The following is a 22455-nucleotide window of genomic DNA, read 5'->3' on the forward strand; positions in this document are numbered from 1 at the left end:
TCTCATCTCCACTCCTTGGCGGTTACGATGAGCCAGAAACCCTCTCTTATCAAATCGACCTAAACTGTCCCATTGGCGCTGACGTCAGACACGAAATTCAAAAAAATTGGCGTGAAACAAAAAGCGCTGCTGCAACTTTGTGTTTTGATGAATGAAAACACAAGAACGGACCCAAAAGATGATCAAACAGAAGCCAACATTTTCTCGATCCACAAAAGTCTCTGCTGCTGCATTCTCAGGGCTTTTGTCGTTGGGAATTTCAACGATGCCTGTATCAGCTGATGTAGGAATTCACCAAGGACATGACAGCTCAGGCAAGGTAATTTGCGACTTTCGCAATCATCCTAGTAAGAGTGAAATGGATGCATTGGCACATATCGCAGAGTACGAAATAAACGTCTCTACTGACGCGGGATGGAAAGTTAGTAACATCACACAGAAAGTTTGGGAGCATTGGGGTTGGTTTGACGACTACACGGATGCCCGCGCAAACTACATCAAGGCAACAGGTAGCGTTTTGAATTATAAGCAGGTCGACGCTGCAGTTATGTCCGTTGCCAAACTTGCCTGCAAGAATTTTTGGTAGCAAGCTACGGCGCGGATATCTGTAAAAACAGTTCGGGAAAAGTAATTTCGATATACCCCAAATCAATCAAGCAGAAGAAGTCTAACTGACTAATAGTGGCTGAAATTCGCAAATTTATGGCCGTGACTGTCATGCCATATCAACTTGGCAACGATAGATAAAGTTCAGAGCCATAAAAGGAGAAAAACATGAAGAAAATACCAGCGATCTTCGCAACCGTACTGACACTGGCCGCCTTCCCTGCCACTGCAGCCACAGGCTTTTTAACTGGAGAACGAGTAAGCGGCTTCAATAAAGTGTGCTTCTACGACGTTCTCGGTGACACTTACACACTCAACGTGAGTTCTGTGTCGCTTTGCCCACTTACTTACAACTTCTGAACAGAAGAAACCAAGTTCGTTCCCCATTTGACGACCGATAACTCTACTACCTATAGGGTCCAAAATGAAAACCATGATTAAATCCGCTCTCGTGTCCCTTTCATTGATACTTGCCTCCCAAATCGCGGTTGCTTCACAACTGGACACGTCCTTCCGTCCCTTTGTTGTTGATCCTTCAAACCCGGAAGTTTTCGGGTTGTTTGGCCCTATAGATAGCCGCACTGCGTTCAACTTTAAACGCGCAGTGTCCAAATATGGAACGCCATCTGAAATCCTCTTGGATAGCCCGGGGGGGCATGTTCACGAAGGGCTATTGTTGGCGCTAGAAGTTCAAGAGATCGGTTTGAAGACGCGGGTAACTGGTGACTGCATGTCCGCTTGCTTTTTCGTATTCATCGCAGGGCAGCAAAGACAAATCGATGGGCGATTGGGTGTCCATCAAATGAGCAACTCAAGCAATGACTTCTCATCTGGTCAATTGGCGATTGCCGATATGATGGATGTCCTCGGCGGACTAAATGTTCCTAACGAGGTGTTAGTTTTAATGTTCCAAACCCCTTCAGAGGAGATGCATGTATTCACGCAAAACGAAATCAGCCGCTTCGGCTTGGAGAACAGCAGTCGAAACTACGCCAGATCGCAAACGAAGCCATACGCGAACCAATCCAATTTGCTCGATCAAGCAATTAGTTTTGTTGGGCAGCACAACAAAATTTGGTCTCAAGAAAACAACCTGGCGCTCTCACGCATCGCAAGGACTTACGCAAACAGCGTTGATTTTTACAACACCCAATGGTCACACGAAAAAGTCATGGCAGAAAAGCGTGCGTTTGCTCAGCGATGGCCAGTTCGAGACTACGAATTCAAACCAAGTATCCGTTCGTCGTACTGCTCGAACAACGGAAAATGCACGATAGTTGGCGAAGTTGACTGGTACGCTCACAGCCCCGTTCGCGGAAAGACCTCAATTGGTACATCTTCCGTAGTTATAGGCGTGAAGAAGACTGAAGGTTCTTTCGTTATATTCAAAGAGGACGGAAAGGTGATCTCTCGAAAATGATGCCTAGCCCTATCCCGAACGATTTAAATTCCCTCTTTCCATCAAAGCCATCAGTCAAAATAACTGAGGGCGAATTGATCTGCACCGTCAGGGCCTATGTGCGCGGCGGTCAGCTGAGCACGGTGAAGGCATGAACCGATCACTTAGGCTAATGGTAGCCTTCGCAGTGATTGGGCTTATTACCGGCCTACTATTCCCCTTCGGCATTCTAATTGAGGCCGCCCTCACTGGGCCAAAGACTTTACCCCAACTCATCAAGCAAGAGTTTAGCAAAACAGAAACCGTCGCCACCCTTTATGCTATGACGACGGTCATCGGGACAGTAGGTGGATTTCTCATCGGGTCTGTCGTGGCCTTTATTGAACGACTGCTTAGATGGGCTTGGAGCGGAAGATGACACTCATCCTGATCCGCGTCACCTACAGTCACGAATGGCAGAGCTGGGGCGTGACACAGTACGACAGGGACGACAATCAGATCGGCGAAGAGAGCGATTGGTTTCACCATCAGCGTGACGCCATTGCAGAGGCAGACCGCCTCGCCGGTCGGCATGTCCGCATTGAACTCTATTACCGTGACGGCGGCTTCCGCTCGTCTCGGTTCGGGAAAAGGAAAGGATACGAATAATGCCCTTTGACGACCGCATCGTCGGCATTGGCCTCGACCGCGAAGGCTGGATCGAGGTCCTGTGGAACACCCACTTCCGGGCCCGCTTCAGCCCTGATGGGCAACAGTCAACGCTCGGCGGTCTCCGCGCCCTGATCGAGCACGAGATGGCGCAGGACGAGGAGCGCAGCTTCATGATCAACCGCAGCAGTTTCACCGAGCGCCGCGAGGAGGAGTTGCTGGCTCAGCTGGAAGACCTGTTTGCCGACTTGCTGGACTAACCCAGCACCAATCAACCCAGACGAAGGCCCCGCCATTGCGCGGGGTCTCGTCGTTTGCGGAGCAACGTTTCTGGAATAACTGCACCCCCTTGGAGAAGGACCCAATGAACGACAACCAACACCCTTTCGACAACCCGAACTACCCGCCCGGTTTCTTGGGCTGGTGTCGCGCCTGCTTTGATATCTTCGTGATCTTTGCAGGTGCCGCCGCGCTGATCTGGTTCTTCGGATACCTGATCTTCGACGTCTTCAACATCAGCATCGAACCGAGCGAAGTCACCCTGCCCTCGCTGCCTGACAGCTGGAGCTGGGACCTTGGTCCATTCATCATCCACTTCGGTGAGTGAGCCTCAAACCTCAACCTTGGAAGACCGGATTGTCCGGTTGGACCAGAACCTATGGAGAAGGAGACCATGACCAACCAGACACCTTTCGAATACGCGCAGGATGCAATCCTGTGGGATGACCGCCGCCACGAAATCACGTCGGCACTCATCGAACGCTTCGGCCTGACCGAGGCACAGGCCGACGAGGTCGTGACCGCAGCGCAGCAGGGCTACCTGATGCGGCTGGAGGCAGCGAACCCGGAGGCTTGGGAGCAGCTGGGACTGACCTCCCAGCTCTGAGCTTTCCAGAAATTTGGAAAAATCAGGGGCACCACACCGTATTTTCAGAACTCAAACAAGGACTTAAAGACTTCCGCACTATAGGAGAGGTCTGACTTTCTTGGCGTCACGTGACACCATGTGATTGCAGGTGGTGCCTGCCTTGTCAATATACGACCCACCGGCGGGCCTGTCCGAGCAGAAGCTCAACAAGGACGGGTCGATCTGGGTGGCCAGCCTCGACACCAACACCGGGAACCACGCCGACACGTGGTTCGGCAAGACCAAGGCGACGGTCCAGCGCAAGCTGGAGGCAGCCATCTCCGAGGTCGACAAGACGGTCGAGGCCCTCATCAAGAGCGAGGGGATCGAGGAGGACGCGGCCCGCGAAAAGCTGGAGGCGTTCTACCGGAGCTACGACGCGCGCGAGCTGCGCGTCTTCGGCTACCTCCCGACCGACGAGACCCGGAAGAACTGGGACATGCTGAACGAATGGCAGAGCCAGTCATTCGACGAATACCACCGCCTCTCCACGAGGCGGATCAACTCCAGCATGGCTGCCCAGTGGTCGAGCCTCATGTCGATGTAAACCAACAGCCCCATCCCGCCCTCCGGCGGGGTGAGGCACCCCCTTTTAGTTTTCGGACGATACCTCCGGCCAGCATTCGAGCTGGCTCGACGTGCCGTCTGAGCACGACTGGGCAGACCCCAGTTTCACTGTAACGAGAGGAGCATTCTCGAATGGACACCAACACCGAGCGCGCCGTCGCAGCCGAGATCAAGGCAGCAACCGCAGCTCACATCGAAGCAAAGGCCGCGCACCAGACCATGGTGGAAAAGGCCATCGCCGCAGGCGAGGCGCTGATCCGCCTGCGCGACGTCTTGGGCGAAGACTGGAGCAAGGCGTGGATTGCGAAGCACCTGCCGTTCTCGGCGGCCACGGCCTACCGCTACATCCAGATCGCCAAGGTCCGCCCCGACCCGGAGCGGTCGCTGAACGCCGTCCTGCGCGAAATCGCCGGGACGCAGAGCGACAGCCAGATCGTCGAGCTGGAGCACTTCTTCAAGCTGGTCGACGGAAAGACCGGCGAGCCGGTCAAGCAGAAGGGGTACGCCGTCACGATGGACCGCGTCGAACCCAGCCGCTTCTGGTCGGGTCGCATCCCGCCGGAATACCAGCGGGCCTGCGAAGTCAGGGCGGAGCAGTACCACCGGACGGGCATGCTCGACTGGACCGGAAACAGCCTGCTCTGCGTGCCGCGCGGGCGGGGCAAGTTCGAAGTCGTGCAGGGCATCAAGAACTGGGTCGGCTGCCGCTGGCTCGCCGACCACATCGACCCCGAGCTGCGGGCGCGGATCACCGTACCGGACAGCCGCCCGATGGGGTGGCAGTTCGGGCACGTCGCGCACGACCTGTTCCTGAACCACTGGGGCCGCACCGACCTCTGGGCGCTGCGCTACCGCCTGCTGAACGCAGTGAGCGGATGGCAGCTGGCCAACGGCCAGAGCGAAGACCCCCGCGAAACGGTCAGCTGGTTGTCAGCCGCCGAGATCGCCGAGTGGCAGCGGGTGCAGGACGTCCTGCCGACCCACGCCGAGGCATTCGACGACCACTGAAACTCAATGCCCCGGTCTCACGCATGAGACTGGGGCGCTAACCCTTTGGAGAAGGAACCATGACTTTTGATACCGAAACCGACGGCCATCGCCTGACCTGTCAGGATGAACCCATGGACGTCAGCGCCGCAAAAATCGAAGCGGAAAATAACCCGGCTCGCCGGGGAGCACTGGATGTATCCGCCGCCAAAATCGCAGCCGATCAGATCATCGCATCTGTGAAGAGGCTGGACGAGAGGCAGGCAAAGGAGAAGCCGCCGAAGACCAATGACTGGCAGCGCTTCCTGCGCCACGTGAAGCGGATCGTCGGCGATCTGGAAGTTGCCTTCCGCGCCAGCAAGACGCGCGTGTCTTACATCCGCTGGACCATTGCCGAAGACAATCACGGCGACGAGTGCTTGGCGCTCAGGCTGGTCATGCTCGACAGGGCGAACAAGGAAACGGTCGAGCATCACTTCTTCGCCATCCGCCGCCACGCGCTTGCGCGCGTGCTCCAGCGGACTGGGATCAGCTCGCTGGAAGAGTTAGCCGAGGCCCTGCCGCTGGACTGGTTGCAGATCGGTCGGTACTCGGGCGCGCTCGACGGCGACCGCCTGACCATCCCGATGAGGGATGGATCGATGCTGGCTGGCGAGTGGACCTTCAACCTGCGTCAGGAAGAACTCATGGCCGTGATCCACACCTGCCTGCTGCCACAATTGGCTGAGCAGGAGAAGTGGGATCGGAAGTACTGCCGCCTCGCCGCGTACCTGCTGGATGCTGAGGACGCCCCGACCCTGCCGCTGCTCTATGGCGAAACCATCACCGAGGAGCAGAAGCAGACGATCTTCCACGCAGCTGAAGCTGGCCGCCCGAAATGACCCCGGAAAGCAATGGTGACGCCTCGACTTCGACGACCTTTGAAAACAGCCGGGGCATACGTGCCCCGGAGTGGAAATGAAACAACGGACCCCCGCGCCCGACCATTATCCACCTCACGTGAACGGCCAGACAGCGAGCTGCGAAAAATCGCAAATATCTGGCAGGAAATCACAAGTCGGTTTTGCCTAATGACTTTAGGTCACGGGCAAAGCCCCCAACCCGAAATTCGTAAGGAGAATGAAATGATTAACATCTATCATCGTCTGAGCACGGCTCAGCGCTGGTGCATCGTCATCGTGACCGTGGCTGCGTTTGCAAACAACATCAGCACCGGGGCGCTCGACGCCTTCCACGCGGGCCTCGACGCCCGCACCATCGGCCAGCTGACTGGCACGATCTTGGGCGGCCTCATCTGGGGCGCGGTGCTGGGCTTCATCATCGACCAGCTGGGCCGCTTTGGCGGCTGGCTGGGCAGCAAGCTCCGCAACTGAGGAGAGCACAATGACCCTGAAGACTTTGATCCCCGCGCTCGCTGTATCGGTCACCCTCATCGGAGCTACCGCCGAAGCGCAGACGAACTGCATCGACTTGGGCGGCGGCATGGTCAGCTGCACGGACAGCTACGGAAACAGCGCGACCGGAATGGACCTCGGCGGCGGCATCAGCACGTGGAGTGACAGCAACGGAAACAGCGCAACGGTCTTTGACCATGGCGGCGGCGTCGGCACGTGGAGTGACAGCACCGGAAACGGCGGCTCGATCTTGGACCTTGGCGGCGGCATTTCGACCATGAGCGACAGCTATGGAAACTCGACCACCTGCATCGACTTGGGAGGCGGCATGGTCAGCTGCAACTAACAGAAAGGAGAACGCATGGTAGAACTTCCGCCCATCCTTGACCTGCCCGTCATCGAGCCTCCCGCCATTGTGCAGGAAGTTCGGAAGCGCCGGGGCACGCGCGGTACGCGCGGCACTCGCGCCACGCGCGGGGGCAATGCACCCGGCACCTACCGGGTGAACCCGCCTCGCAACCTGCACATCTACGTCGGCCTCTGGCTTTTGCTGGGCGACGACGATTGTCAGGTCACGCGCATCTACAATGATGGCACCATCGACTGCCGCGTCTATTGACTACTTCCGCTTGGACTTGGGCGCGGCCTTCTTCGCCATCGCGTCGTAGTCGGTTTGCTCGCGATCCAGAAACTCTTTGATCGCAACTTCGACCACGGCATTCTCGGCTGGCTCAACGCGCTGGGCCTTGATCCAAGCCTCCAGCCGGTCGACCAGCTCTGGGTCCAGTCGAAGGGTTTTTCTGACTTTGCCTGACATGGCGATCTGATCCTGTGCTCTTGGGCAGGTTTCGCCCTTAGTGACACACGACACCTTCCGGCGCAACTGGAGTCACTTGACGTCTATCGACAACAACTCCATGTTGGCTGTCCCTGCCTTTGGGCTGGGAGAGTTTGACATCGTTAATCGCTGCAATGAGTAGGAGCCTCGCTCCGATCATCACCAAGTCTCAGCACCGCTTAAACAGAACCTGTTCGCTAACCCCAATGATAACAAAGGACTGGAGGGAACTTACCCAAGGAAAGGACTGCCTCGCTAAACGTGTAACGCTTGACTTAGCTGCGTCGAATTGGCGGCAGCTTCTTCGCGGGTGTCGGGGGTTTGGTTAGTCATGGCGATTTCATCTTGTCCGATGGTGATTTGTGCGGTCACTGTTTTTCGCTTCCACCATTGGCTCCTCGGGCCGGTGTGGCACTAATCGTAACGCCTTAAGCGACTGACCGTTGAATAGAGTTTTTCTGTGCGACTATTTGAATTTCTTGCATGGTGAAAAGCCCGATGGCAGTTGGGGCAAATTGCAACCGCGTTGTCGACAGTGTCTGGTCCCGAGCAGGACAAAGGCAACACGTGATGCACTTCCAAGAAGGGAAAACCGTGAGCGTCTTTGAACGGGGCCTTTTTTCCACAGGCTTCACATTTCCCGTCCGCCTGATTTCGCACCCACGCCGCGACTAGCGGAGAGCGCTGCCGAATTGCAGCGGTGCTTTTCCTTTTTTGAGGGGCCTCAATTCCTTTAGGAGGCTTTTTTAACAATACGGGATTGGCCAAGAGCCAGCCAACTCGTTTTTCTAGTTTTGCTTCATCTCTTGTTGCATGGCTGTATTTTTTTAGCTTCGCGGCCAGTGCGATCTCTTCTGGTTCAACGATCTCATATGGATCGTCGTGATGTGCATAGAGAGTTGGAGACTTACCCGTATCACGAACGCTAAGATGCAGCCTGAACATTGTCCCAACCGGGTGGCTTTCGCGCATCTTGTTCGAGCATTGAACGCGCACGTTTGGCGGAAACCCTTCCTCGGGGATCGGAACCACTCGGTATCTACTCCGCGATCCGCCACCAGTGTTCAATACGGTTTTCACAACGACAGGGCCGGATACAAATGTGCTCAGGTCTCTCACTTTGGTCATACCGCTACCTTTGCTTGGGCAATGAACGATGCTGCGGGCTGTTTGTCACACCACCACCCGCCGTTTGCCGGTGAGCAGTTGCTGCATCAGGGCCTTCTTCTCGGTGCGGAGTTTGGTGATGTGCTGATCCAACTCAGTCACTTCGCGTTCAGCGCAATCCAATACCTCCACAATTTGCTCTTGTTCTTTTACCGATGCTGGCAGCTTCACGCGTTCCTTCAGGAACAAATTGAAGTTGAAAGTCATCTTCTCGATGTGGACACCATAGCTGCAAAGGTAAGCACGATGGTACACTTCAGGCATGCGGCTGAGCCAATCAAAGAACTCAATGTTCAATCGGCTATTATCTTTGGAATTGATAGCGATGTAAGAGCCAGAGATCTGCATCCCGTCAAATTCATCACGAACCAACCCCATTGCGCCGTGCACTACCTGCATCTTGGAAATGAGGAAGTCGCCTGACAAAACGTTCTTAAGGTTTTTGGTCTTGATATCGCGACCGAATAAGTCCTCACGGTGGAATATACCACCGGATCGACGACGAACACTTACAAGCCTATACAGATCGCTATCAGACCAAGCCACGGGGCGTTTAACTTCTCTGAGAACATCCCCCAACCTAACCTCTTTCCACTCTTCCCCTTCGAACTCAGGGAAGCGACGCTTGCCTGTTAGGAGTTGCTGCATGAGGGCGCGTTTTTGGGTGTGAGCTGCAGCTAGCTGGGCCTCGGCCACCCCAATCGCCCGATCCCACGCGGAGAGGATTTCCGCGATCTTCTTTTGTTCGGCTAGGGGGGGGAACGGAAGCTTGAACTTGTTGATAATGCCAACAGTCAGTTGGGGCTGCGCGCTACCAAACGTCAATCGCTGCACTTGATTTTGCACAACATGAGAACGGAACAAAATGTCTAAATAATCAGTTGAAACACCCGGATCTGTGTTGCGAACAACGACCATACCAGAATTGATGCGAACAACATCGTATGGCACCTTGCAGTCATACAGAGCGACATTTCCCACCGTTCCACGAGTGGTGACTACAATATCGCCCCTCGAAACATGCCCCTTTCTCAAGGCTTGGTGTTTCGCCTGAGAGACAAATTGGGTTTCGTCGAATGCAAAGCCATTCTTGGTTACATTCTTAGCCGATAGAAAAAGGCAATGGCCGTGTTCCATCAGTTCACCCGCTGAAGGGTAGTTCTTCCCTCTGTCACCGTCGATTACCGCAATATCGCGTTCCGAAAGATGTACTTCATTCCACCCCTCAGGCATCATAGCCCAACTCCTTCAAGTAGGCCGCCATGCGGGTCTCTAGCTCTGCCATCTCGGATGTCTTCTTCGCTACTTTCAAAGCAATCGAATGCGCAAAGAGCCGCCCACTCGGCTTCGCGACCTTTGTAGCTATCTATTCCGTCATCAAGTCCCATGCATCCAACTCCTAACACGCAGTTTGAGGCGCTTACCAGTCACCCGTATAGCGACTTATTGGGCGTCGTAGACGGTTTATGACAGTTACAATGTGCTTCTGGAAAAGAAAAAAATCGAAGAAAGGTTTCTCAAAAACCATCCCCCTTGCAGCTAAGTTATGTATTTCAATCTGGCTGGACTTCTGTTGGTCCCAACCGAAAAGCTAGGAGCGCCAAAAAAGCAAAAAACAAACCGCGCAAAAATACCTAGTCATATCAGACCTGTACGTTCGGCTCTGTCCGTTTGATCATCATGCAACCCACGAAAATAGCCCGCGCTGTCCGAACATGGGATAGGAGACAACGCGGGCAAGGACTGGCGATGGGACTAACCAATCCACCGAAGAAGTACGGAATGTGATCGCTGGCGGATCAATAATTTGCGCATGTCAGCCAATCCGATTGATGTCGATCAATAGTTGGGATCAATTTTGGCCGGCAGTTGTTTAAGGTGGGGGCACTGCAGCCGCTAGAAGGCCATTTTGGGTTCGGAAATCCGCTCAACGCAGCGAAATCCATTTTCATCTGCTCTTTACCCGCAGGCTGCGAGGTTTTTCAGCTGGAAGCAAGCCCTTCTGAACCGCAGTCTCGCGGTTCTTGATCATTCTGCGGGCCACCTCTGGATCGTCGATGTTGATCCCCATCCTGCGATAGCTGTCCGCAAGGTCTTTCTCGATCCGCTGCTGCCCGCCGCGCGGATAGTGAGCGCCGCCGCCACCGCTACCGCCGGTCGGCGGCGTGCCACGGAAACGATCCGGGTATTTCTGCGCCATCTGACGGTCGATGGCCTCGAAATATTCCCGCGACCCCGGCTCCAGTACACCGGCACCCCTGATTTGGGCGTCGATCTCGTGGGCGGACTTGGTCATCTCCTTGTCGACGCCGTACCAATCGCTGTGGCTGCTCTTCCAGTTTTCGAGGTTGGTCGTGTCCAAGTCCTCGCCACCGGAATTATTGCCCCGCGTCCAGCCGCGATTGGCCGCAATGTTCTGGGCCTCGGCGTTCACCTTCTCGCGAGTGGCAATGGCTTCAGTCAGGGCGCGCTGCGCCTTGGCGATATCCGCGCTGTCGCCCTCATCAAAGGCCTCTTCGAGCGCCTTCTCCGCTGCGTCCACCTTGGCCGCCGCACTCTTGACGGCATAGGTCAAGGCGCGCTTGTCGGTGTCTTCCTGACCGGCCTGCTCCTTCGCGCGAATCGCGCCGAGCTGGGCCTCTAACTGGGCAATACGGTCTTCATCGCTCATTTCTTCTTCCCCTTGTTCTCGTGGGCCGCCAGAGCAGCCGCCATCCATTCGTTGATTTCGATCACCATCTTTCGCGTGTCCTGCATGCGCTTGAGCGTGATCAGGTCATTCGGCGTCGGCTTCATCACACCGCCGCCGCTGTGTTCAAAGCGCGCTCGGCAGACCACCCTCTGCGCATCCGCATTATCACCGTTGCAGGTTTTAGGCCCGCCCTGCGGGCAGCCTCAGACACACAAAGCCGCTCACCCTCCCATTCAACCCAAACTGTTCGGCGGGTGTTTTGGGCTTGCTTCTCTCGTGGGACAAACCTGACGTTTGAAGGCTCGTAATTCCCATTCACATCGATCCGCTCAATGGTCAGGCCTACTTCGTATCCAAGGTCTTCGGCCCATCTCTTGAAGATGGCGTAATCGCTCCAGTATTCGAAGAACGAAATACCGCGACCGCCGTAATTTGGATACTCAGAATAATTTGGGTTCGCGCAGCGCTGCTTCATGTTCGCCCATGCCACATACAGCGCTGACTTTGTATCACCATGAACGACACTATTTGCTCCCCTCCTCTGCCGGAAAAGGCACCCACAACTTTGCGTGTGTCCTGTGCGCAAGTTGGTGGTCAAAACGACAGTTCTCCCGCCACAGTCGCAATCACAGTGCCAAGCCGTCTTCCAGCAAGCGCTCTTTGAAGCTCTACTGATGACCTTCAGTCTTCCAAAAACTTGTCCAGTAAGATCATTCGACGTCATCACCGGATTTCCTCCACCTCAGCGACTTTCTCCCTAAGAGCGGCGGCAGTGGATAGCTCCACGCTATCGACAATCAGGCACGCATCAGAGGCTTGTAGCCGCGCCAGAACGGCGATCCGAATGACCCGCAAAGGGTCTGAGCCAAACCTGTGCCCCAGAGCCGTCAGCATCTTGCTGAGCATCGGCAGGGGATCGGCACTGGGATGACGGCTGACATAGTCGTGCAGGCGGTTGAACATCCGGTCGCTGATCAAGTCGACAGCAAGCTGGTCGATTTCTACTACGCGGCCCTTCTGCTCAGCCATCCCGATCTCCGATCACCAGCTGGCCGTCCTGCATCTCGACAGAGAGCGAGCGGCCATTGGTCAGGCCAGAAGCGCGGAGGGCCTCCGCTGCGGCGGCATTGAACGTCACCTCCAAGTTTGGCGTGATCCGGCAGATCATGTCCGCGTAAATCTCCGCCAAGATGTTGTCGATTAGATCGCCGGAGACATTCGTGTCCTTCTCGATGTAACGGCGCAATGGCGCACCCTTCAGGCCGAGGTCTTGGCCATCCACCATTGCCCGCTTTATCGCCTGCGTCATCGCACTCATTCGGCGATCTCCTGCAGCTTCTGAGCCAGAGGCACGAACCCCGGCCAACTCTCCAGCTCCGCGCCGGGAGGGAGGATGTCACGCTCGATGAAGGACAGGAGGCCAGCCCAGCGACGTGGCATCTCATAGGCTGCCAAACTCACCCGACCGACACTTTCTGGTACCGGGGCTCCCGCCTCTTGGCGCTCCAAAAGATACGCCATCCAGTCGGCTTCCTTGGCACCACCCAGTACCATGGCCAACTGGCCCGTTGGACCCTTTCCAAAAATCAACCAAGACCGAACCTCGCCGTAGGAGTACAGCATGCGCTCGCGGCAGTCTCGTCTCACCCGTTTTTCGATCTCCGCGATCTCGTTCTGCATCGCCTCCGGCAATCCATCCAGTGGCCGGTCAATGCTGGTGTTCAGTTTTGGCTGGTTCATTCTTGAAGCTCCTCCGCGATCTGACGGAGACGCTGCATCTGCGCCCGTAACGAACCGACCACGGGGGTCGCACCCTGTGCCCGCTCAAGAGTGCTGATGGCCGTCAGCGAGTAGCGACGGATATCCAACAATTCTTCGCGAAGGGATAATTCCTGCTGAGTGGAAGCCATCCGGCAACGTTTCCTCTGCTGTCCACCGAGCGAGAGAACCACGACATGCGGCGACTGACCCGGCGATTACAGGATAAACGGGCCGCCCAGCGGTACACAGAGTTAACTGGTCCACAAAGTGGTACACAGATTTCGCCTTGTTTGGCGAATACCCTTGTTTTAAGAGGGAATATAGAAGGATAGTGGTGCCCCCACACGGACTCGAACCGCGGACCTACTGATTACAAATCAGTTGCTCTACCAGCTGAGCTATAGGGGCATTGCGTGTCGATTAATGGCTCTGGCGAGGGACTGCAAGCCTCAAATTTCATCCTTGCTTAAGGAAAGTCCGATTTCTTCGTGTCCAATCGGGCGAGCGCTTTGTAATGCCCGGGTTTGACTGTACCACGCTCAGACTGTAATCCGGCAGACAAGGCCAAAAACGTAAGGAAGTATACCAACGATGCAGGTTGCCATCCACGCCGGTGCTGCTTTTACCGACGAAGGCCGGCTACTTACGTCTTTACAGACCAACAATACAACTCTGTCCCAAACAGGAACCCGATTTTTTGGCCCCAGAAGATTTCGGCAAGTTTTTAATCCGGTGTTTCAGGCGTTGCACTCGGGCTCTTTGACCCCAAAAGGCGAGGATCGGTTGCGAAATGTGCTGCCCTCGGACGAAAACGCTCAACGCGCGATCTTCCTGAGCAACGAGTTCGCTGGTGATCGCGGAGCAACTCTTTTGGACGGGCAGCTTTACCCACGCGCGGGCGAAAGAATGGCCCTGCTCGAACACGCGTTTCATGGCCATCAGGTCGAGATCTTTTTGGCCCTAAAAAACCTTGGGAGCTTTATCCCCAAGTTGTTAATGTCATTGCCAGAAGCGGAACGCGCGGCGGTTATCGACAACACTGACCTGAGCTGTCTCAGCTGGATCGGTATGATTGACGATATTCGCGACCTTGCCCCCAACGTGAAAATCACGCTGTGGTGCAACGAAGACACGCCGTTCATTTGGGGCGACATTATCCGCGCGATTGCGGATCTGCCGGACGATACTCCGATCAACAAGGAATTCGATCTGCTTCTGTCTTTGCTGACGGACGAAGGAAAGCAGAAGGCAGCAGATTTAACGCAGCCAGATTCAAACCTGACTCGCGGTGAGATCACGGACGCCCTTGCACTGATTCTGACAGAGAATGCGGAGCCGGACAAAATCGAGGAAGAACTCGACCTTTCTGGCTGGAATTCGGATATTGTGGACGCGTTTTCAGAGCTTTACGAACAGGATATCGACCGGTTGGAGACCACAACCGGCGTCCGCTTTCTTCGACCTTAGACAAGAAAATCGATAAACGCATTCTTTACACCTCAATGATCGAAATGCCACCTCACTGCCCCTAAAATTTCGGTCAAATAGGGACCTGTCGCCCGCTAAATTAGGCTGTAAGTTTCCCGGACTTACTCAGTTCATGCCCAGCGCTTCTTTGTACATTTCAAGTACAGCTTCTTCCTCGGCAATATCATCCTGGTCACGCTTGCGCAGAGCGATAACCTTACGCATGACCTTGGTGTCGTAACCGCGCGCCTTGGCCTCGGCCATGACCTCTTTTTGCTGCTCAGCAATGTCTTTTTTCTCAGCGTCCAATCGCTCGAAGCGTTCAATGAACTGGCGCAATTCACCCGCTGTCACACGATAGTTGGCGGTGGCCTGATCTTCGGTCATATCTTCCATTTTCGTCTCTCTCAGCGATTGCGGTTTGATGCTGTAACAGCGGCTTTCGCGGGATACCTTGCCTCTGCACCTACCGCAAGCGCACAATCCATGGTCAGGCTTGTGTGACGCAGTACGATCCGATAAGCGCTGAGGAAATCAGTGAACCGTTTGTGGGGAACCATGTTTCAAATCATCACTTGGGGCGGTGCTGCCCTCTCGCTCGCAGGCCTTCTGGGATTGGTCTGGTGCATTTTGCGGGTGATGAAGGCGCGCAAGTCCGGTTTGTCGGATGATGAGTTGCGCGCCGTTGTTCAGGACGTTCTGCCTTGGAACCTGGGTTCGCTTTTCCTGTCGGTTCTCGGGCTGATGCTTGTGATACTTGGAATTTCGTTCAGTTGAGAATGTGCCTTAGACTGGCAGATTATCAAATCGCGCTTCCATTGCGTCTTCGCACAACGCCGCATCCAAACGCCGCAATCGCGATGGGATGTGGACACCTTGCTGACGCATACGCTCGATGATTTTGGTCACGCTGGGTTGAAGAGCCAGCCGCGTCTCAAGACAGGCACCCTGCAACTTCGCTTCAAGCTGCTCAGCTTCGGAATACAAATTGCTTGTAGACATGTTCATCCTCCCAAATGCTGTCTGATTAACCTCATATAGGTAACCGTTTTAAGACTTACCGATCTTAGTCCGCATACGGGCGAAAACTCGCCTGCCAAGTGCCCGGTCATCGCGTGGTTTTGCGGATTGTTTAAATTCTATGCCAATCCAGCCTAAGCTGCCTTGACAGACATCAAGTCACGAACTGTTGATTGCCTTATATTCCGTAATTAATATATGAATACTGAGGCCCGTACGGAGAGCAAAATGACACCTAAGGTGAAAGCGTTTTTTGATACAGATACATTCACAGTGTCCTACCTGGTTCAGGAACCCGAAGGTCAAGCTTGTGCGATCGTCGACAGCGTTCTGGATTTCGACCATGCTTCGGGGCGGACAAACACCAACTCGGCCGACATGATCATAGACTTCGTCCGAAAGCACGACCTCAAGGTAGAATGGATCTTGGAAAGCCACGTGCACGCCGATCACCTTTCGGCCGCTCCATATTTACAGCAGGAACTTGGTGGCAAAATCGGTATCGGCGACCAAATCGTGACCATTCAGGAAACCTTCGGCAAGATCTTCAACGAAGGGACCGAGTTTCAGCGCGATGGCAGCCAATTTGATGCCTTGTTCCGCGAAGGTGACAGCTTTCACGTTGGCCAGATGCGCGGAGATGTGTTGCACACACCCGGCCATACACCAGCCTGCCTGACCTATGTGATTGGAGACGCGGCCTTTGTCGGCGACACGCTGTTCATGCCGGATTTCGGCACTGCGCGGTGTGACTTCCCTGGGGGGTCTTCTGAGATGCTGTATGCATCGATCCAAAAAATATTGTCTCTGCCGGATGAAACCCGAGTGTTCGTTGGTCATGATTACAAAGCACCCGGTCGGGACGAATACGCGTGGGAGACAACAGTGGGCGAGCAAAAAGCTCTGAATGTGCATATTGGTCAGGGACGACCAGTCGAGGAATTCGTCGAGATGCGCGACGCGCGTGATGCGACCCTTGGTATGCCACGCCTGATCCTGCCGTCTCTGCAGGTCAACATGCGTGCAGGTCAGATGCCGCCTGCGGACGAAAAAGGTGATGTTTTTCTGAAGCTTCCCATCAACAAGCTTTAGCGTCGAAAGGGGGCGAACAATGCAAATGGCGTGGATTTGGGGATTGGCGGGGGGCCTACTGATCGGCTTGGGCGCCGCAGTTTACCTGCTTGGGAACGGTCGCATAATGGGGGCCAGCGGAATTCTCGGGGGGCTGGTCGACAGCACGGATCGCACCGCCGAGCGGCTGGCTTTTGTCGCGGGGCTGATCGGAATGCCCCTGGTGCTGTGGCTGTTCATGTCCCCTGCCCCGCAAACTCATCTGACCGGCAATCTGCCTGTCGTTATAATCGCAGGAGTCCTGGTTGGTGTCGGAACCCGGATCGCGAATGGCTGCACCTCGGGGCACGGAGTTTGCGGTATATCGCGGTTCTCGCTTCGCGGTATCGTGGCAACGCTTATCTATATCGGTTCAGGTGCTGTAACTCTGTACCTGCTGCGACACATGTTGGGATGGGTTTGATGCGGGTTCTTATCTCTTTGCTATCTGGGTCGCTGTTCGGAGCGGGTTTGCTGATTTCGGGCATGACCGATACGACGAAGGTGCAGGGCTGGCTGGATGTGTTCGGCAACTGGGACCCGACGCTTGCCTTCGTAATGGGCGGGGCGATCCTGCCGATGTTGGTCGCCTGGAAAATCGCCGCGCGCGGTCAACCATTGACAGGGGGCAAGTATCCGCAAGCGTCCCCGCCCGAGCTGGATCGTCGACTGGTCGTAGGTTCCGTGATGTTCGGTATGGGATGGGGTCTGTCCGGCTTATGCCCCGGCCCAGCGATTGCCTCTGTCACCTATGGTGGCATCGGTGGAGTGGTGTTCCTGATCGCCATGATTGCCGGGATGTTCGCCGCACCCGTCGTCGGGGCGCAACTGGACAGAGCCGCAAACCCGGCCTAATCAATTGTCATGGAGATTCGACCAATTACCCCCCGCTACGCTGTCTCGCCGCAAATTTCGGTCGAGGACGTTCAGACCATTGCTGATTTAGGTTTTGTTCGGGTTATCTGCAACCGACCCAACAGCGAAGTTCCGATGGACCTGCAATCTGACGCGATTGGACAGGCGGTTCGCGCGGCTGGAATGGAATACGAAGTGCTGGAACTGACTCACCAGACGATGACGCCGGAAAACGTCGCCCATCAGCGCGAACTTGCCGAACGTTGCAGCGGCCCGGTTCTGGCCTATTGCGCCTCGGGCACGCGCTGTTCGGTTGTCTGGGCCCTTGGGCAATGTGACCGGATGAGCACGGATGACATTCTGGATGCAACCACCAAGGCCGGTTACGCGCTTGAGAACCTCAGACCGGCGCTGGATCAACTTCGCAGCGTGAGCGACTAGGCAGCATTAGTCAGGTTTGCCATCCAGCCCCGCAAGCTTTGAAATCTCGGCTGCAATCTGATCTGAGTCGCCCAGGGTCAACTCACCCTCAATCGTTTCCAGTGCCTTTGGGGTGATCGGAACAATATCTGTTTCAAGATCATGCTCGGGTTTGGACTGCGCCGTTGGCGACCGGGCTTCAAGAAACTCATGCTCAGCCGCGTTTAGCGGGCTGGGTATAGTTTCGTGTTCGTTTAATCGCACTGCACGCATTCCGCCACATTGGCCCAAGCGACCCACAGCAGCCCGTGATCGGTCAATCGTCAAGACTTCGGCCTTGTCTACACGCGCCCCGACCAGCGGAAGAACATCACCTTCCGATAACCCAGACAATGACGCAAAGGGCAACGACATACGGCAGATCACCGTGTTCAGCTCCGCTCGCAATACGCCCGACGACTGCTCGAGATTGGGGCCTGCGACCTGTTCGTCTGGGTCATCAAGGTCACCATCTTTTTGACGATCCGGCAGAAACAGGGAAATCTGTCCCTGTCGCACACCTCCGCCAAGCTCGACCGTCAGTTCGTATACGTCATAAATATCTTCGACCATAGCCAGTGTCAGCGTGCGCTTGTCCGGCAAACGCGCCTTGTATTCATACCCCGTCAAACCGGCCTGATCGCTCGAGGATTCGACGATACGGGACGCGCGGGTCAGTACCTCTTCGATCAGAGGTGCGACCATAGCCGCATCCGTATCCGTGCACACGCGCGCGGTAGGCGGGTCCGACATGACCTGCCCAAATGTCTGCACCTGAACGATTGCAGACACTGCGCCAGGATCAAGGCACACGGCCGCTGAAACACCATCCCCATTTCCCAGCAGCACGAAAAGCCAGTCATCCTTGGCAACTTCAGCCAATGTATCCGCCCGTCGACATGATTGTTTTGCGCCGATCACCGTCAGGGGCAGCTTCATCACATCCCCTGCCGCTCGTGCGAATGCCAATCGCAGAGCCCGCAGAACAGAGCGCGGTTTGTCACCCCGCTCCTCCTGACTTGCCGAGAGCTTGCGCGCCAACGCCGTGCCGACCGGTTGCGTCATTCCCAAAACCGCCCTTCGTTCCTGTGCCTGACATCCGGTCTAACCCAGCGGAGGTTACGAATGTCTTTACGCGCCCACTACTGAGCGGCCTGACGGTAGGCCAATGGAACGCGAACCCGGAACGCAGCGCCGCCCTGACCGGGAAGATAGGTGATCTCGCCCCCCAGCCGCTGCATGATCTCGCGGCAAATTGCCAGGCCCAGGCCCGCGCCTCCGGCCTTTTCACCGCTCACACGGGCAAATTTCTCGAACACCATTGAACGAGCTTCCGGAGGGATGCCGCTGCCGTTATCGGCAAAATCAACCACCACTTGCCCACCAACGTCATGAGCCGAGATGGTCAGCACAGGTTCATCCGCATCGCAGTATTTCTGCGCATTCGAGATTAGGTTGATAAAGACTTGTCCCAGCCGATCCAGGTCGGTGTGAAGCGGAATACGTTCGGCGGACTTGGATCGCCGCACCTCGATACCAGCGCTTGATCCAGCCAGGGCGCTCGAGACGGCCCGGTCCAAAACCGAGCGTAGCGTATCGCCCCCCATGTTCAGGTTCACCCTGCCACTTTCCAAGACGCTCAGGTCCAGCAGATCATCCAACAGGCGAGTCAATCGAAGCGCCTCGTCGTGGATAATCGCCGCATAGCGCGTCTGTTCCTCGGGACTTAATCCGTCAGTGTCGCGCATGATTTCGGAAAAAGCCCGAATTGAGGTCATTGGCGTGCGCAATTCATGGCTGACCTGGCCCAAAAAATTGTCTTTTTGCTCAGAAATTTGAGTCAGTTTTGTGTTCGCATCCCGTAACTGGCGCGCCGTGCGGGTCAGCTCGGCCGACTTTGTCTCCAACTGGCTAGAGTACTCCAACAGTTGCGCCGATTCATCGGCCACAGCCAGCAGGTCTTCGACCGAGACCGACGAGCCGCCCACAATCTGCCCGATCATCGCATGCGCCGTCGCCGCGCCGACAGAGCCGCTGAGCTCTCGCTCAAGCCGTTCCAGAAAGGCAGGTGTCGGCTCTGGCAGACTGGAACGTCCACCTTGCCGTTCCGACTCGGCCTGAAAGAAGTCCTGCGCCGGACCCGCGCCCAGGATACGCTGGGTCATGATCATCAGATCTTCGCTCTGCGCCACAAAGCCGCTCCAACCGCGAGGCGCTACGGAATGGTCGAACACATTTACGAACTGCGCACCCTGCAAGCGCTCCAGCGGGCTGGGAAAACTAAGCAACGAGGCCACGCAGAACGCCACCGTGTTCAGAGACAGTGACCACATGACCGAATGCACGATCGGGTCCATATCTTCGATCCCGAACAACGCCTGAGGACGCAGCCACTCCAAACCGAAAGGACCGTTCTGAATGATGGCACCGGACATGAACCCGCCACCCATCTCCGGCAGCAACAAGGTGTAAATCCACAACACAAACCCAACGGTCAACCCGACAAGAGCCCCTGTCCGGGTCGCCCCGCGCCAGAACAAACCACCCACAAGGGCAGGCAAAATCTGGGAAATTCCGGCAAAAGCTATAAAGCCAATAGAAGCCAGTGCCGCACCGCCACCGGACAAACGGTAGTAAAAAAACCCAAGCGCCATGACGACTGCAATGGATATCCGCCGCGCCATAAGAACAACATGCCGGACATCCCCCGAAACCGATCCTGCCCCCCCTTGCGTGCTAAGCCAGATCGGCATGACAACATGGTTCGACACCATCGTCGACAACGCCATGGCAGTGACAATCACCATGGATGTAGCGGACGAGAACCCGCCGATGAACGAGAGCATCGCCAGCCACTCATTCCCTTGAGACAGAGGCACGGTGAGTACGAAAAGGTCAGGGTTGGATCCTTCGGGTAAAAGGTCCAACCCCACAACTGCGATGGGAACGACAAACAAACTCATCAGCAGCAGGTACAGCGGAAACGCCCATGCGGCTGTCCTCAGATGCGCCTCGTCCGAATTTTCGACCACCATGACCTGAAACATCCGAGGCAAGCAGACGAAACATGCCGCCGACAGAAACACAAAAGTAGTCCAGCGCCCCGCATCCACGTTCCATTGACCGATTTCGGACGAATCGATCTGGTCCAACATAGGACCAAGCCCGCCCGCGACGCCCCAAACCACAAAGATTCCAACAGCCAGAAGGGCAAACAGCTTGACCACCGACTCCAGCGCGATGGCGGTCACAACCCCGTGGTGCCGTTCATTGGCGTCAAGGTTCCGTGTTCCGAACAGAATCGCGAAGACTGCCAATCCGGCAGCGACCCAAAACACACTGGATCCTTCGCGATAAAGACCTGTCGGATCGGCCTCGGCGAAAATCGAAAAAGACAGGGTGATGGATTGAAGCTGCAAGGCGATGTAGGGCGTGCCCCCCAAAACGGCCAACACGGTCACACAAATCGCCAGGGTGTTGGATTTTCCGTAACGCGAAGAAATAAGGTCTGCGATCGAGGTCACCCTCTGGCTGCGCCCCACCCTTACCAGTTTGCGAAGGCCCCACCACCAGCTGATCATGACCAGCGTGGGACCAAGGTAGATCGTCACGAATTCCAACCCAGATCGCGCAGCGTTCCCGACCGCGCCATAGAATGTCCAGGCGGTGCAGTAGATCGACAGCGACAGAGTATAGAACAAGGGGGATCGCAGCCACGCCCCACGGCCTGCAGCTGCCAGCCTGTCAGCCGCAAAGGCTACACCGAACAACAGTACAACATAGCCCAAACACACCAGAATCAGGACGTTCAGCGTTGCCATCAGTCTGGTCTCTGATCGGTTTCGTCTTGAGTGGCCATACGTCTGGCTGCAAAACCAAAAACCAAACTGATGCCAATCAGAACGGCCCAGCATACGAAGATATAAAGAATGGCCGACGATAGCCGAATGCCGTCTCCTGCCTCATCAGACCCCGGCCACAGCAATGGGATGGCAAACAAAGCGGCGCCTAGAATCGGCAAAAAGCGAGCGGCATCCGACAGCCGGCGACGGCGATAGCTTTGACGTTCCAAAAACAGCGAAGGCCGAACACCCTGAGGCCGTCGATCTTCGCTAATGCTCATGACCGCGTAGCCTGAGCATGCAAATCCCGCACCGCGGTCAAAACCTCGGCATTCGAGAACGGTTTGGTCATGAAACGACTGACTCCGGCATTTTCGGCCATCTCGCGATCCCGCAGCTGTCCGCGCGCGGTCAGCATCAGAACCGGCAAGGTCTTCAAGTCTTCAAGCTCGCGCAGGTCGCGCAGGATTTCCATCCCGCTCTTGCCCGGCAACATGACATCCAGAATAACCAGATCAGGGTCGGCGCTTTGGATAACCCGCAATGCGTCCAACCCTTCGGCATGCGTTTCAACCTGCCAACCCTCGCGCGTCAGCAAAAACCGAATAGCCTCGGCAATGTTCGGCTCATCCTCAATTAACAGAACCTTACGGCTCATTTGTAGTATTCCTCCCCGTGACGGGCTACCCATCCGTAAACCTGTCTAGGCCAGCTTACGCCGTCTGTCAGGAAACTG

At 55.8% G+C, this 22455-nt stretch carries 35 protein-coding genes and 1 tRNA gene; 19 read left to right on the forward strand and 17 right to left on the reverse strand.

Annotated elements, in window-relative coordinates:
• Positions 1–178 precede the first annotated feature (178 nt).
• The 13 genes from ACR0DX_RS08720 to ACR0DX_RS08780 all read left to right on the forward strand — a co-directional run bounded on the left by ACR0DX_RS08720 (position 179) and on the right by ACR0DX_RS08780 (position 7127).
• The gene (locus ACR0DX_RS08720) at positions 179–586 is read left to right on the forward strand and encodes a hypothetical protein (RefSeq protein ID WP_480845809.1); all 408 of its coding nucleotides are present in this window, start codon (positions 179–181) and stop codon (positions 584–586) included.
• Between the two features lie 188 nt (positions 587–774).
• Positions 775–966 (forward strand): hypothetical protein, encoded by a 192-nt coding sequence (locus tag ACR0DX_RS08725; RefSeq protein ID WP_480845811.1) that lies wholly within the window; start codon positions 775–777, stop codon positions 964–966.
• Between the two features lie 64 nt (positions 967–1030).
• Positions 1031–2026 (forward strand): COG3904 family protein, encoded by a 996-nt coding sequence (locus ACR0DX_RS08730; protein ID WP_480845814.1) that lies wholly within the window; start codon positions 1031–1033, stop codon positions 2024–2026.
• 393 nt (positions 2027–2419) lie between these two features.
• The gene (locus tag ACR0DX_RS08735; RefSeq protein ID WP_480845816.1) at positions 2420–2653 is read left to right on the forward strand and encodes a hypothetical protein; all 234 of its coding nucleotides are present in this window, start codon (positions 2420–2422) and stop codon (positions 2651–2653) included.
• A complete protein-coding gene (locus ACR0DX_RS08740; protein ID WP_480845818.1) occupies positions 2653–2913 on the forward strand; it encodes a hypothetical protein in 261 nt (86 codons plus the stop codon). Before ACR0DX_RS08735 ends, ACR0DX_RS08740 begins: the two co-directional genes overlap by 1 nt.
• Positions 2914–3017: 104 nt before the next feature.
• Entirely contained in the window at positions 3018–3260 is a 243-nt protein-coding gene (locus tag ACR0DX_RS08745; RefSeq protein ID WP_480845820.1) for a hypothetical protein, read from the forward strand.
• A gap of 51 nt (positions 3261–3311) precedes the next feature.
• Entirely contained in the window at positions 3312–3539 is a 228-nt protein-coding gene (locus ACR0DX_RS08750; RefSeq protein ID WP_480845822.1) for a hypothetical protein, read from the forward strand.
• A gap of 142 nt (positions 3540–3681) precedes the next feature.
• Positions 3682–4107 carry a hypothetical protein gene (locus ACR0DX_RS08755; protein WP_480845824.1) on the forward strand — a complete coding sequence of 142 codons (426 nt, stop codon included), beginning with the start codon at positions 3682–3684 and terminating at the stop codon, positions 4105–4107.
• A gap of 152 nt (positions 4108–4259) precedes the next feature.
• Entirely contained in the window at positions 4260–5135 is an 876-nt protein-coding gene (locus tag ACR0DX_RS08760; RefSeq protein ID WP_480845826.1) for a hypothetical protein, read from the forward strand.
• Positions 5136–5194: 59 nt separating this feature from the next.
• A complete protein-coding gene (locus ACR0DX_RS08765; RefSeq protein WP_480845828.1) occupies positions 5195–5995 on the forward strand; it encodes a cupin domain-containing protein in 801 nt (266 codons plus the stop codon).
• 243 nt (positions 5996–6238) lie between these two features.
• Positions 6239–6487 carry a hypothetical protein gene (locus tag ACR0DX_RS08770; RefSeq protein WP_480845830.1) on the forward strand — a complete coding sequence of 83 codons (249 nt, stop codon included), beginning with the start codon at positions 6239–6241 and terminating at the stop codon, positions 6485–6487.
• Between the two features lie 10 nt (positions 6488–6497).
• On the forward strand, positions 6498–6854 hold the full coding sequence (locus ACR0DX_RS08775) for a hypothetical protein (protein WP_480845832.1): 357 nt from the start codon (positions 6498–6500) through the stop codon (positions 6852–6854).
• A gap of 15 nt (positions 6855–6869) precedes the next feature.
• Positions 6870–7127, forward strand: a complete 258-nt coding sequence (locus ACR0DX_RS08780) for a hypothetical protein (protein WP_480845835.1) — start codon at positions 6870–6872, stop codon at positions 7125–7127.
• Here the strand turns inward: ACR0DX_RS08780 and ACR0DX_RS08785 are convergent, their stop codons facing one another.
• The 11 genes from ACR0DX_RS08785 to ACR0DX_RS08835 form a co-directional block, all read right to left on the reverse strand.
• Positions 7128–7325, reverse strand: a complete 198-nt coding sequence (locus ACR0DX_RS08785) for a hypothetical protein (protein WP_480845837.1) — start codon at positions 7323–7325, stop codon at positions 7128–7130. It lies immediately after the preceding gene.
• 435 nt (positions 7326–7760) lie between these two features.
• Positions 7761–8378: an HNH endonuclease gene (locus ACR0DX_RS08790; RefSeq protein WP_480845839.1), complete on the reverse strand. Its 618-nt coding sequence runs from the start codon at positions 8376–8378 to the stop codon at positions 7761–7763.
• Positions 8379–8519: 141 nt separating this feature from the next.
• Complete coding sequence (locus tag ACR0DX_RS08795; protein ID WP_480845841.1) at positions 8520–9749, reverse strand: restriction endonuclease subunit S; 1230 nt, start codon at positions 9747–9749, stop codon at positions 8520–8522.
• 712 nt (positions 9750–10461) lie between these two features.
• On the reverse strand, positions 10462–11184 hold the full coding sequence (locus ACR0DX_RS08800) for a DUF1090 domain-containing protein (protein ID WP_480845843.1): 723 nt from the start codon (positions 11182–11184) through the stop codon (positions 10462–10464).
• Complete coding sequence (locus tag ACR0DX_RS08805) at positions 11181–11309, reverse strand: hypothetical protein (protein ID WP_480845845.1); 129 nt, start codon at positions 11307–11309, stop codon at positions 11181–11183. The genes ACR0DX_RS08800 and ACR0DX_RS08805 overlap by 4 nt, the downstream gene beginning before the upstream one ends.
• The gene (locus ACR0DX_RS08810; protein WP_480845847.1) at positions 11309–11680 is read right to left on the reverse strand and encodes a hypothetical protein; all 372 of its coding nucleotides are present in this window, start codon (positions 11678–11680) and stop codon (positions 11309–11311) included. Before ACR0DX_RS08810 ends, ACR0DX_RS08805 begins: the two co-directional genes overlap by 1 nt.
• Positions 11681–11928: 248 nt before the next feature.
• Complete coding sequence (locus ACR0DX_RS08815; RefSeq protein ID WP_480845849.1) at positions 11929–12234, reverse strand: hypothetical protein; 306 nt, start codon at positions 12232–12234, stop codon at positions 11929–11931.
• Positions 12227–12523 (reverse strand): hypothetical protein, encoded by a 297-nt coding sequence (locus ACR0DX_RS08820; RefSeq protein ID WP_480845850.1) that lies wholly within the window; start codon positions 12521–12523, stop codon positions 12227–12229. The genes ACR0DX_RS08815 and ACR0DX_RS08820 overlap by 8 nt, the downstream gene beginning before the upstream one ends.
• A complete protein-coding gene (locus ACR0DX_RS08825; RefSeq protein WP_480845852.1) occupies positions 12520–12945 on the reverse strand; it encodes a hypothetical protein in 426 nt (141 codons plus the stop codon). Before ACR0DX_RS08825 ends, ACR0DX_RS08820 begins: the two co-directional genes overlap by 4 nt.
• Positions 12942–13115, reverse strand: coding sequence for a hypothetical protein (locus ACR0DX_RS08830; RefSeq protein WP_480845854.1), 174 nt, complete (start codon positions 13113–13115; stop codon positions 12942–12944). Before ACR0DX_RS08830 ends, ACR0DX_RS08825 begins: the two co-directional genes overlap by 4 nt.
• 183 nt (positions 13116–13298) lie before the next feature.
• Positions 13299–13374 (reverse strand) — tRNA-Thr (locus ACR0DX_RS08835).
• 324 nt (positions 13375–13698) lie between these two features.
• Between ACR0DX_RS08835 and ACR0DX_RS08840 the strand changes: the two genes are divergently transcribed.
• Positions 13699–14433 carry a hypothetical protein gene (locus tag ACR0DX_RS08840; protein ID WP_480845856.1) on the forward strand — a complete coding sequence of 245 codons (735 nt, stop codon included), beginning with the start codon at positions 13699–13701 and terminating at the stop codon, positions 14431–14433.
• Positions 14434–14559: 126 nt separating this feature from the next.
• Here ACR0DX_RS08840 and ACR0DX_RS08845 read toward each other — a convergent pair whose 3' ends face one another.
• Positions 14560–14829, reverse strand: coding sequence for a DUF2312 domain-containing protein (locus ACR0DX_RS08845; RefSeq protein ID WP_170355037.1), 270 nt, complete (start codon positions 14827–14829; stop codon positions 14560–14562).
• A 162-nt stretch (positions 14830–14991) separates the two neighbouring features.
• Here ACR0DX_RS08845 and ACR0DX_RS08850 point away from each other — a divergent pair, with 162 nt between their 5' ends.
• Positions 14992–15210 (forward strand): hypothetical protein, encoded by a 219-nt coding sequence (locus ACR0DX_RS08850; RefSeq protein ID WP_480845859.1) that lies wholly within the window; start codon positions 14992–14994, stop codon positions 15208–15210.
• A gap of 9 nt (positions 15211–15219) precedes the next feature.
• Here ACR0DX_RS08850 and ACR0DX_RS08855 read toward each other — a convergent pair whose 3' ends face one another.
• A complete protein-coding gene (locus ACR0DX_RS08855) occupies positions 15220–15435 on the reverse strand; it encodes a hypothetical protein (RefSeq protein ID WP_170355035.1) in 216 nt (71 codons plus the stop codon).
• Positions 15436–15681: 246 nt separating this feature from the next.
• On the opposite strand from ACR0DX_RS08855, the gene ACR0DX_RS08860 reads away from it, so the two are divergent.
• The 4 genes from ACR0DX_RS08860 to ACR0DX_RS08875 are packed head-to-tail and all read left to right on the forward strand — an operon-like array spanning position 15682 to position 17859.
• Positions 15682–16545, forward strand: coding sequence for an MBL fold metallo-hydrolase (locus ACR0DX_RS08860; RefSeq protein WP_170355034.1), 864 nt, complete (start codon positions 15682–15684; stop codon positions 16543–16545).
• A 19-nt stretch (positions 16546–16564) separates the two neighbouring features.
• Positions 16565–16987: a YeeE/YedE thiosulfate transporter family protein gene (locus tag ACR0DX_RS08865; RefSeq protein WP_170355033.1), complete on the forward strand. Its 423-nt coding sequence runs from the start codon at positions 16565–16567 to the stop codon at positions 16985–16987.
• A complete protein-coding gene (locus tag ACR0DX_RS08870) occupies positions 16987–17418 on the forward strand; it encodes a DUF6691 family protein (protein WP_170355032.1) in 432 nt (143 codons plus the stop codon). The genes ACR0DX_RS08865 and ACR0DX_RS08870 overlap by 1 nt, the downstream gene beginning before the upstream one ends.
• 9 nt (positions 17419–17427) lie before the next feature.
• Positions 17428–17859 (forward strand): TIGR01244 family sulfur transferase, encoded by a 432-nt coding sequence (locus ACR0DX_RS08875; RefSeq protein ID WP_170355031.1) that lies wholly within the window; start codon positions 17428–17430, stop codon positions 17857–17859.
• A 6-nt stretch (positions 17860–17865) separates the two neighbouring features.
• Here ACR0DX_RS08875 and ACR0DX_RS08880 read toward each other — a convergent pair whose 3' ends face one another.
• The 4 genes from ACR0DX_RS08880 to ACR0DX_RS08895 all read right to left on the reverse strand — a co-directional run bounded on the left by ACR0DX_RS08880 (position 17866) and on the right by ACR0DX_RS08895 (position 22377).
• On the reverse strand, positions 17866–18942 hold the full coding sequence (locus ACR0DX_RS08880; RefSeq protein WP_170355030.1) for a FliM/FliN family flagellar motor C-terminal domain-containing protein: 1077 nt from the start codon (positions 18940–18942) through the stop codon (positions 17866–17868).
• 77 nt (positions 18943–19019) lie between these two features.
• Entirely contained in the window at positions 19020–21698 is a 2679-nt protein-coding gene (locus tag ACR0DX_RS08885) for an ATP-binding protein (RefSeq protein WP_170724519.1), read from the reverse strand.
• The gene (locus tag ACR0DX_RS08890; protein ID WP_170355028.1) at positions 21698–22000 is read right to left on the reverse strand and encodes a hypothetical protein; all 303 of its coding nucleotides are present in this window, start codon (positions 21998–22000) and stop codon (positions 21698–21700) included. Before ACR0DX_RS08890 ends, ACR0DX_RS08885 begins: the two co-directional genes overlap by 1 nt.
• Positions 21997–22377: a response regulator transcription factor gene (locus tag ACR0DX_RS08895; RefSeq protein ID WP_170355027.1), complete on the reverse strand. Its 381-nt coding sequence runs from the start codon at positions 22375–22377 to the stop codon at positions 21997–21999. The genes ACR0DX_RS08890 and ACR0DX_RS08895 overlap by 4 nt, the downstream gene beginning before the upstream one ends.
• Positions 22378–22455: the final 78 nt, after the last annotated feature.

The sequence above is a fragment of the Ruegeria sp. D3 genome (assembly GCF_056534465.1).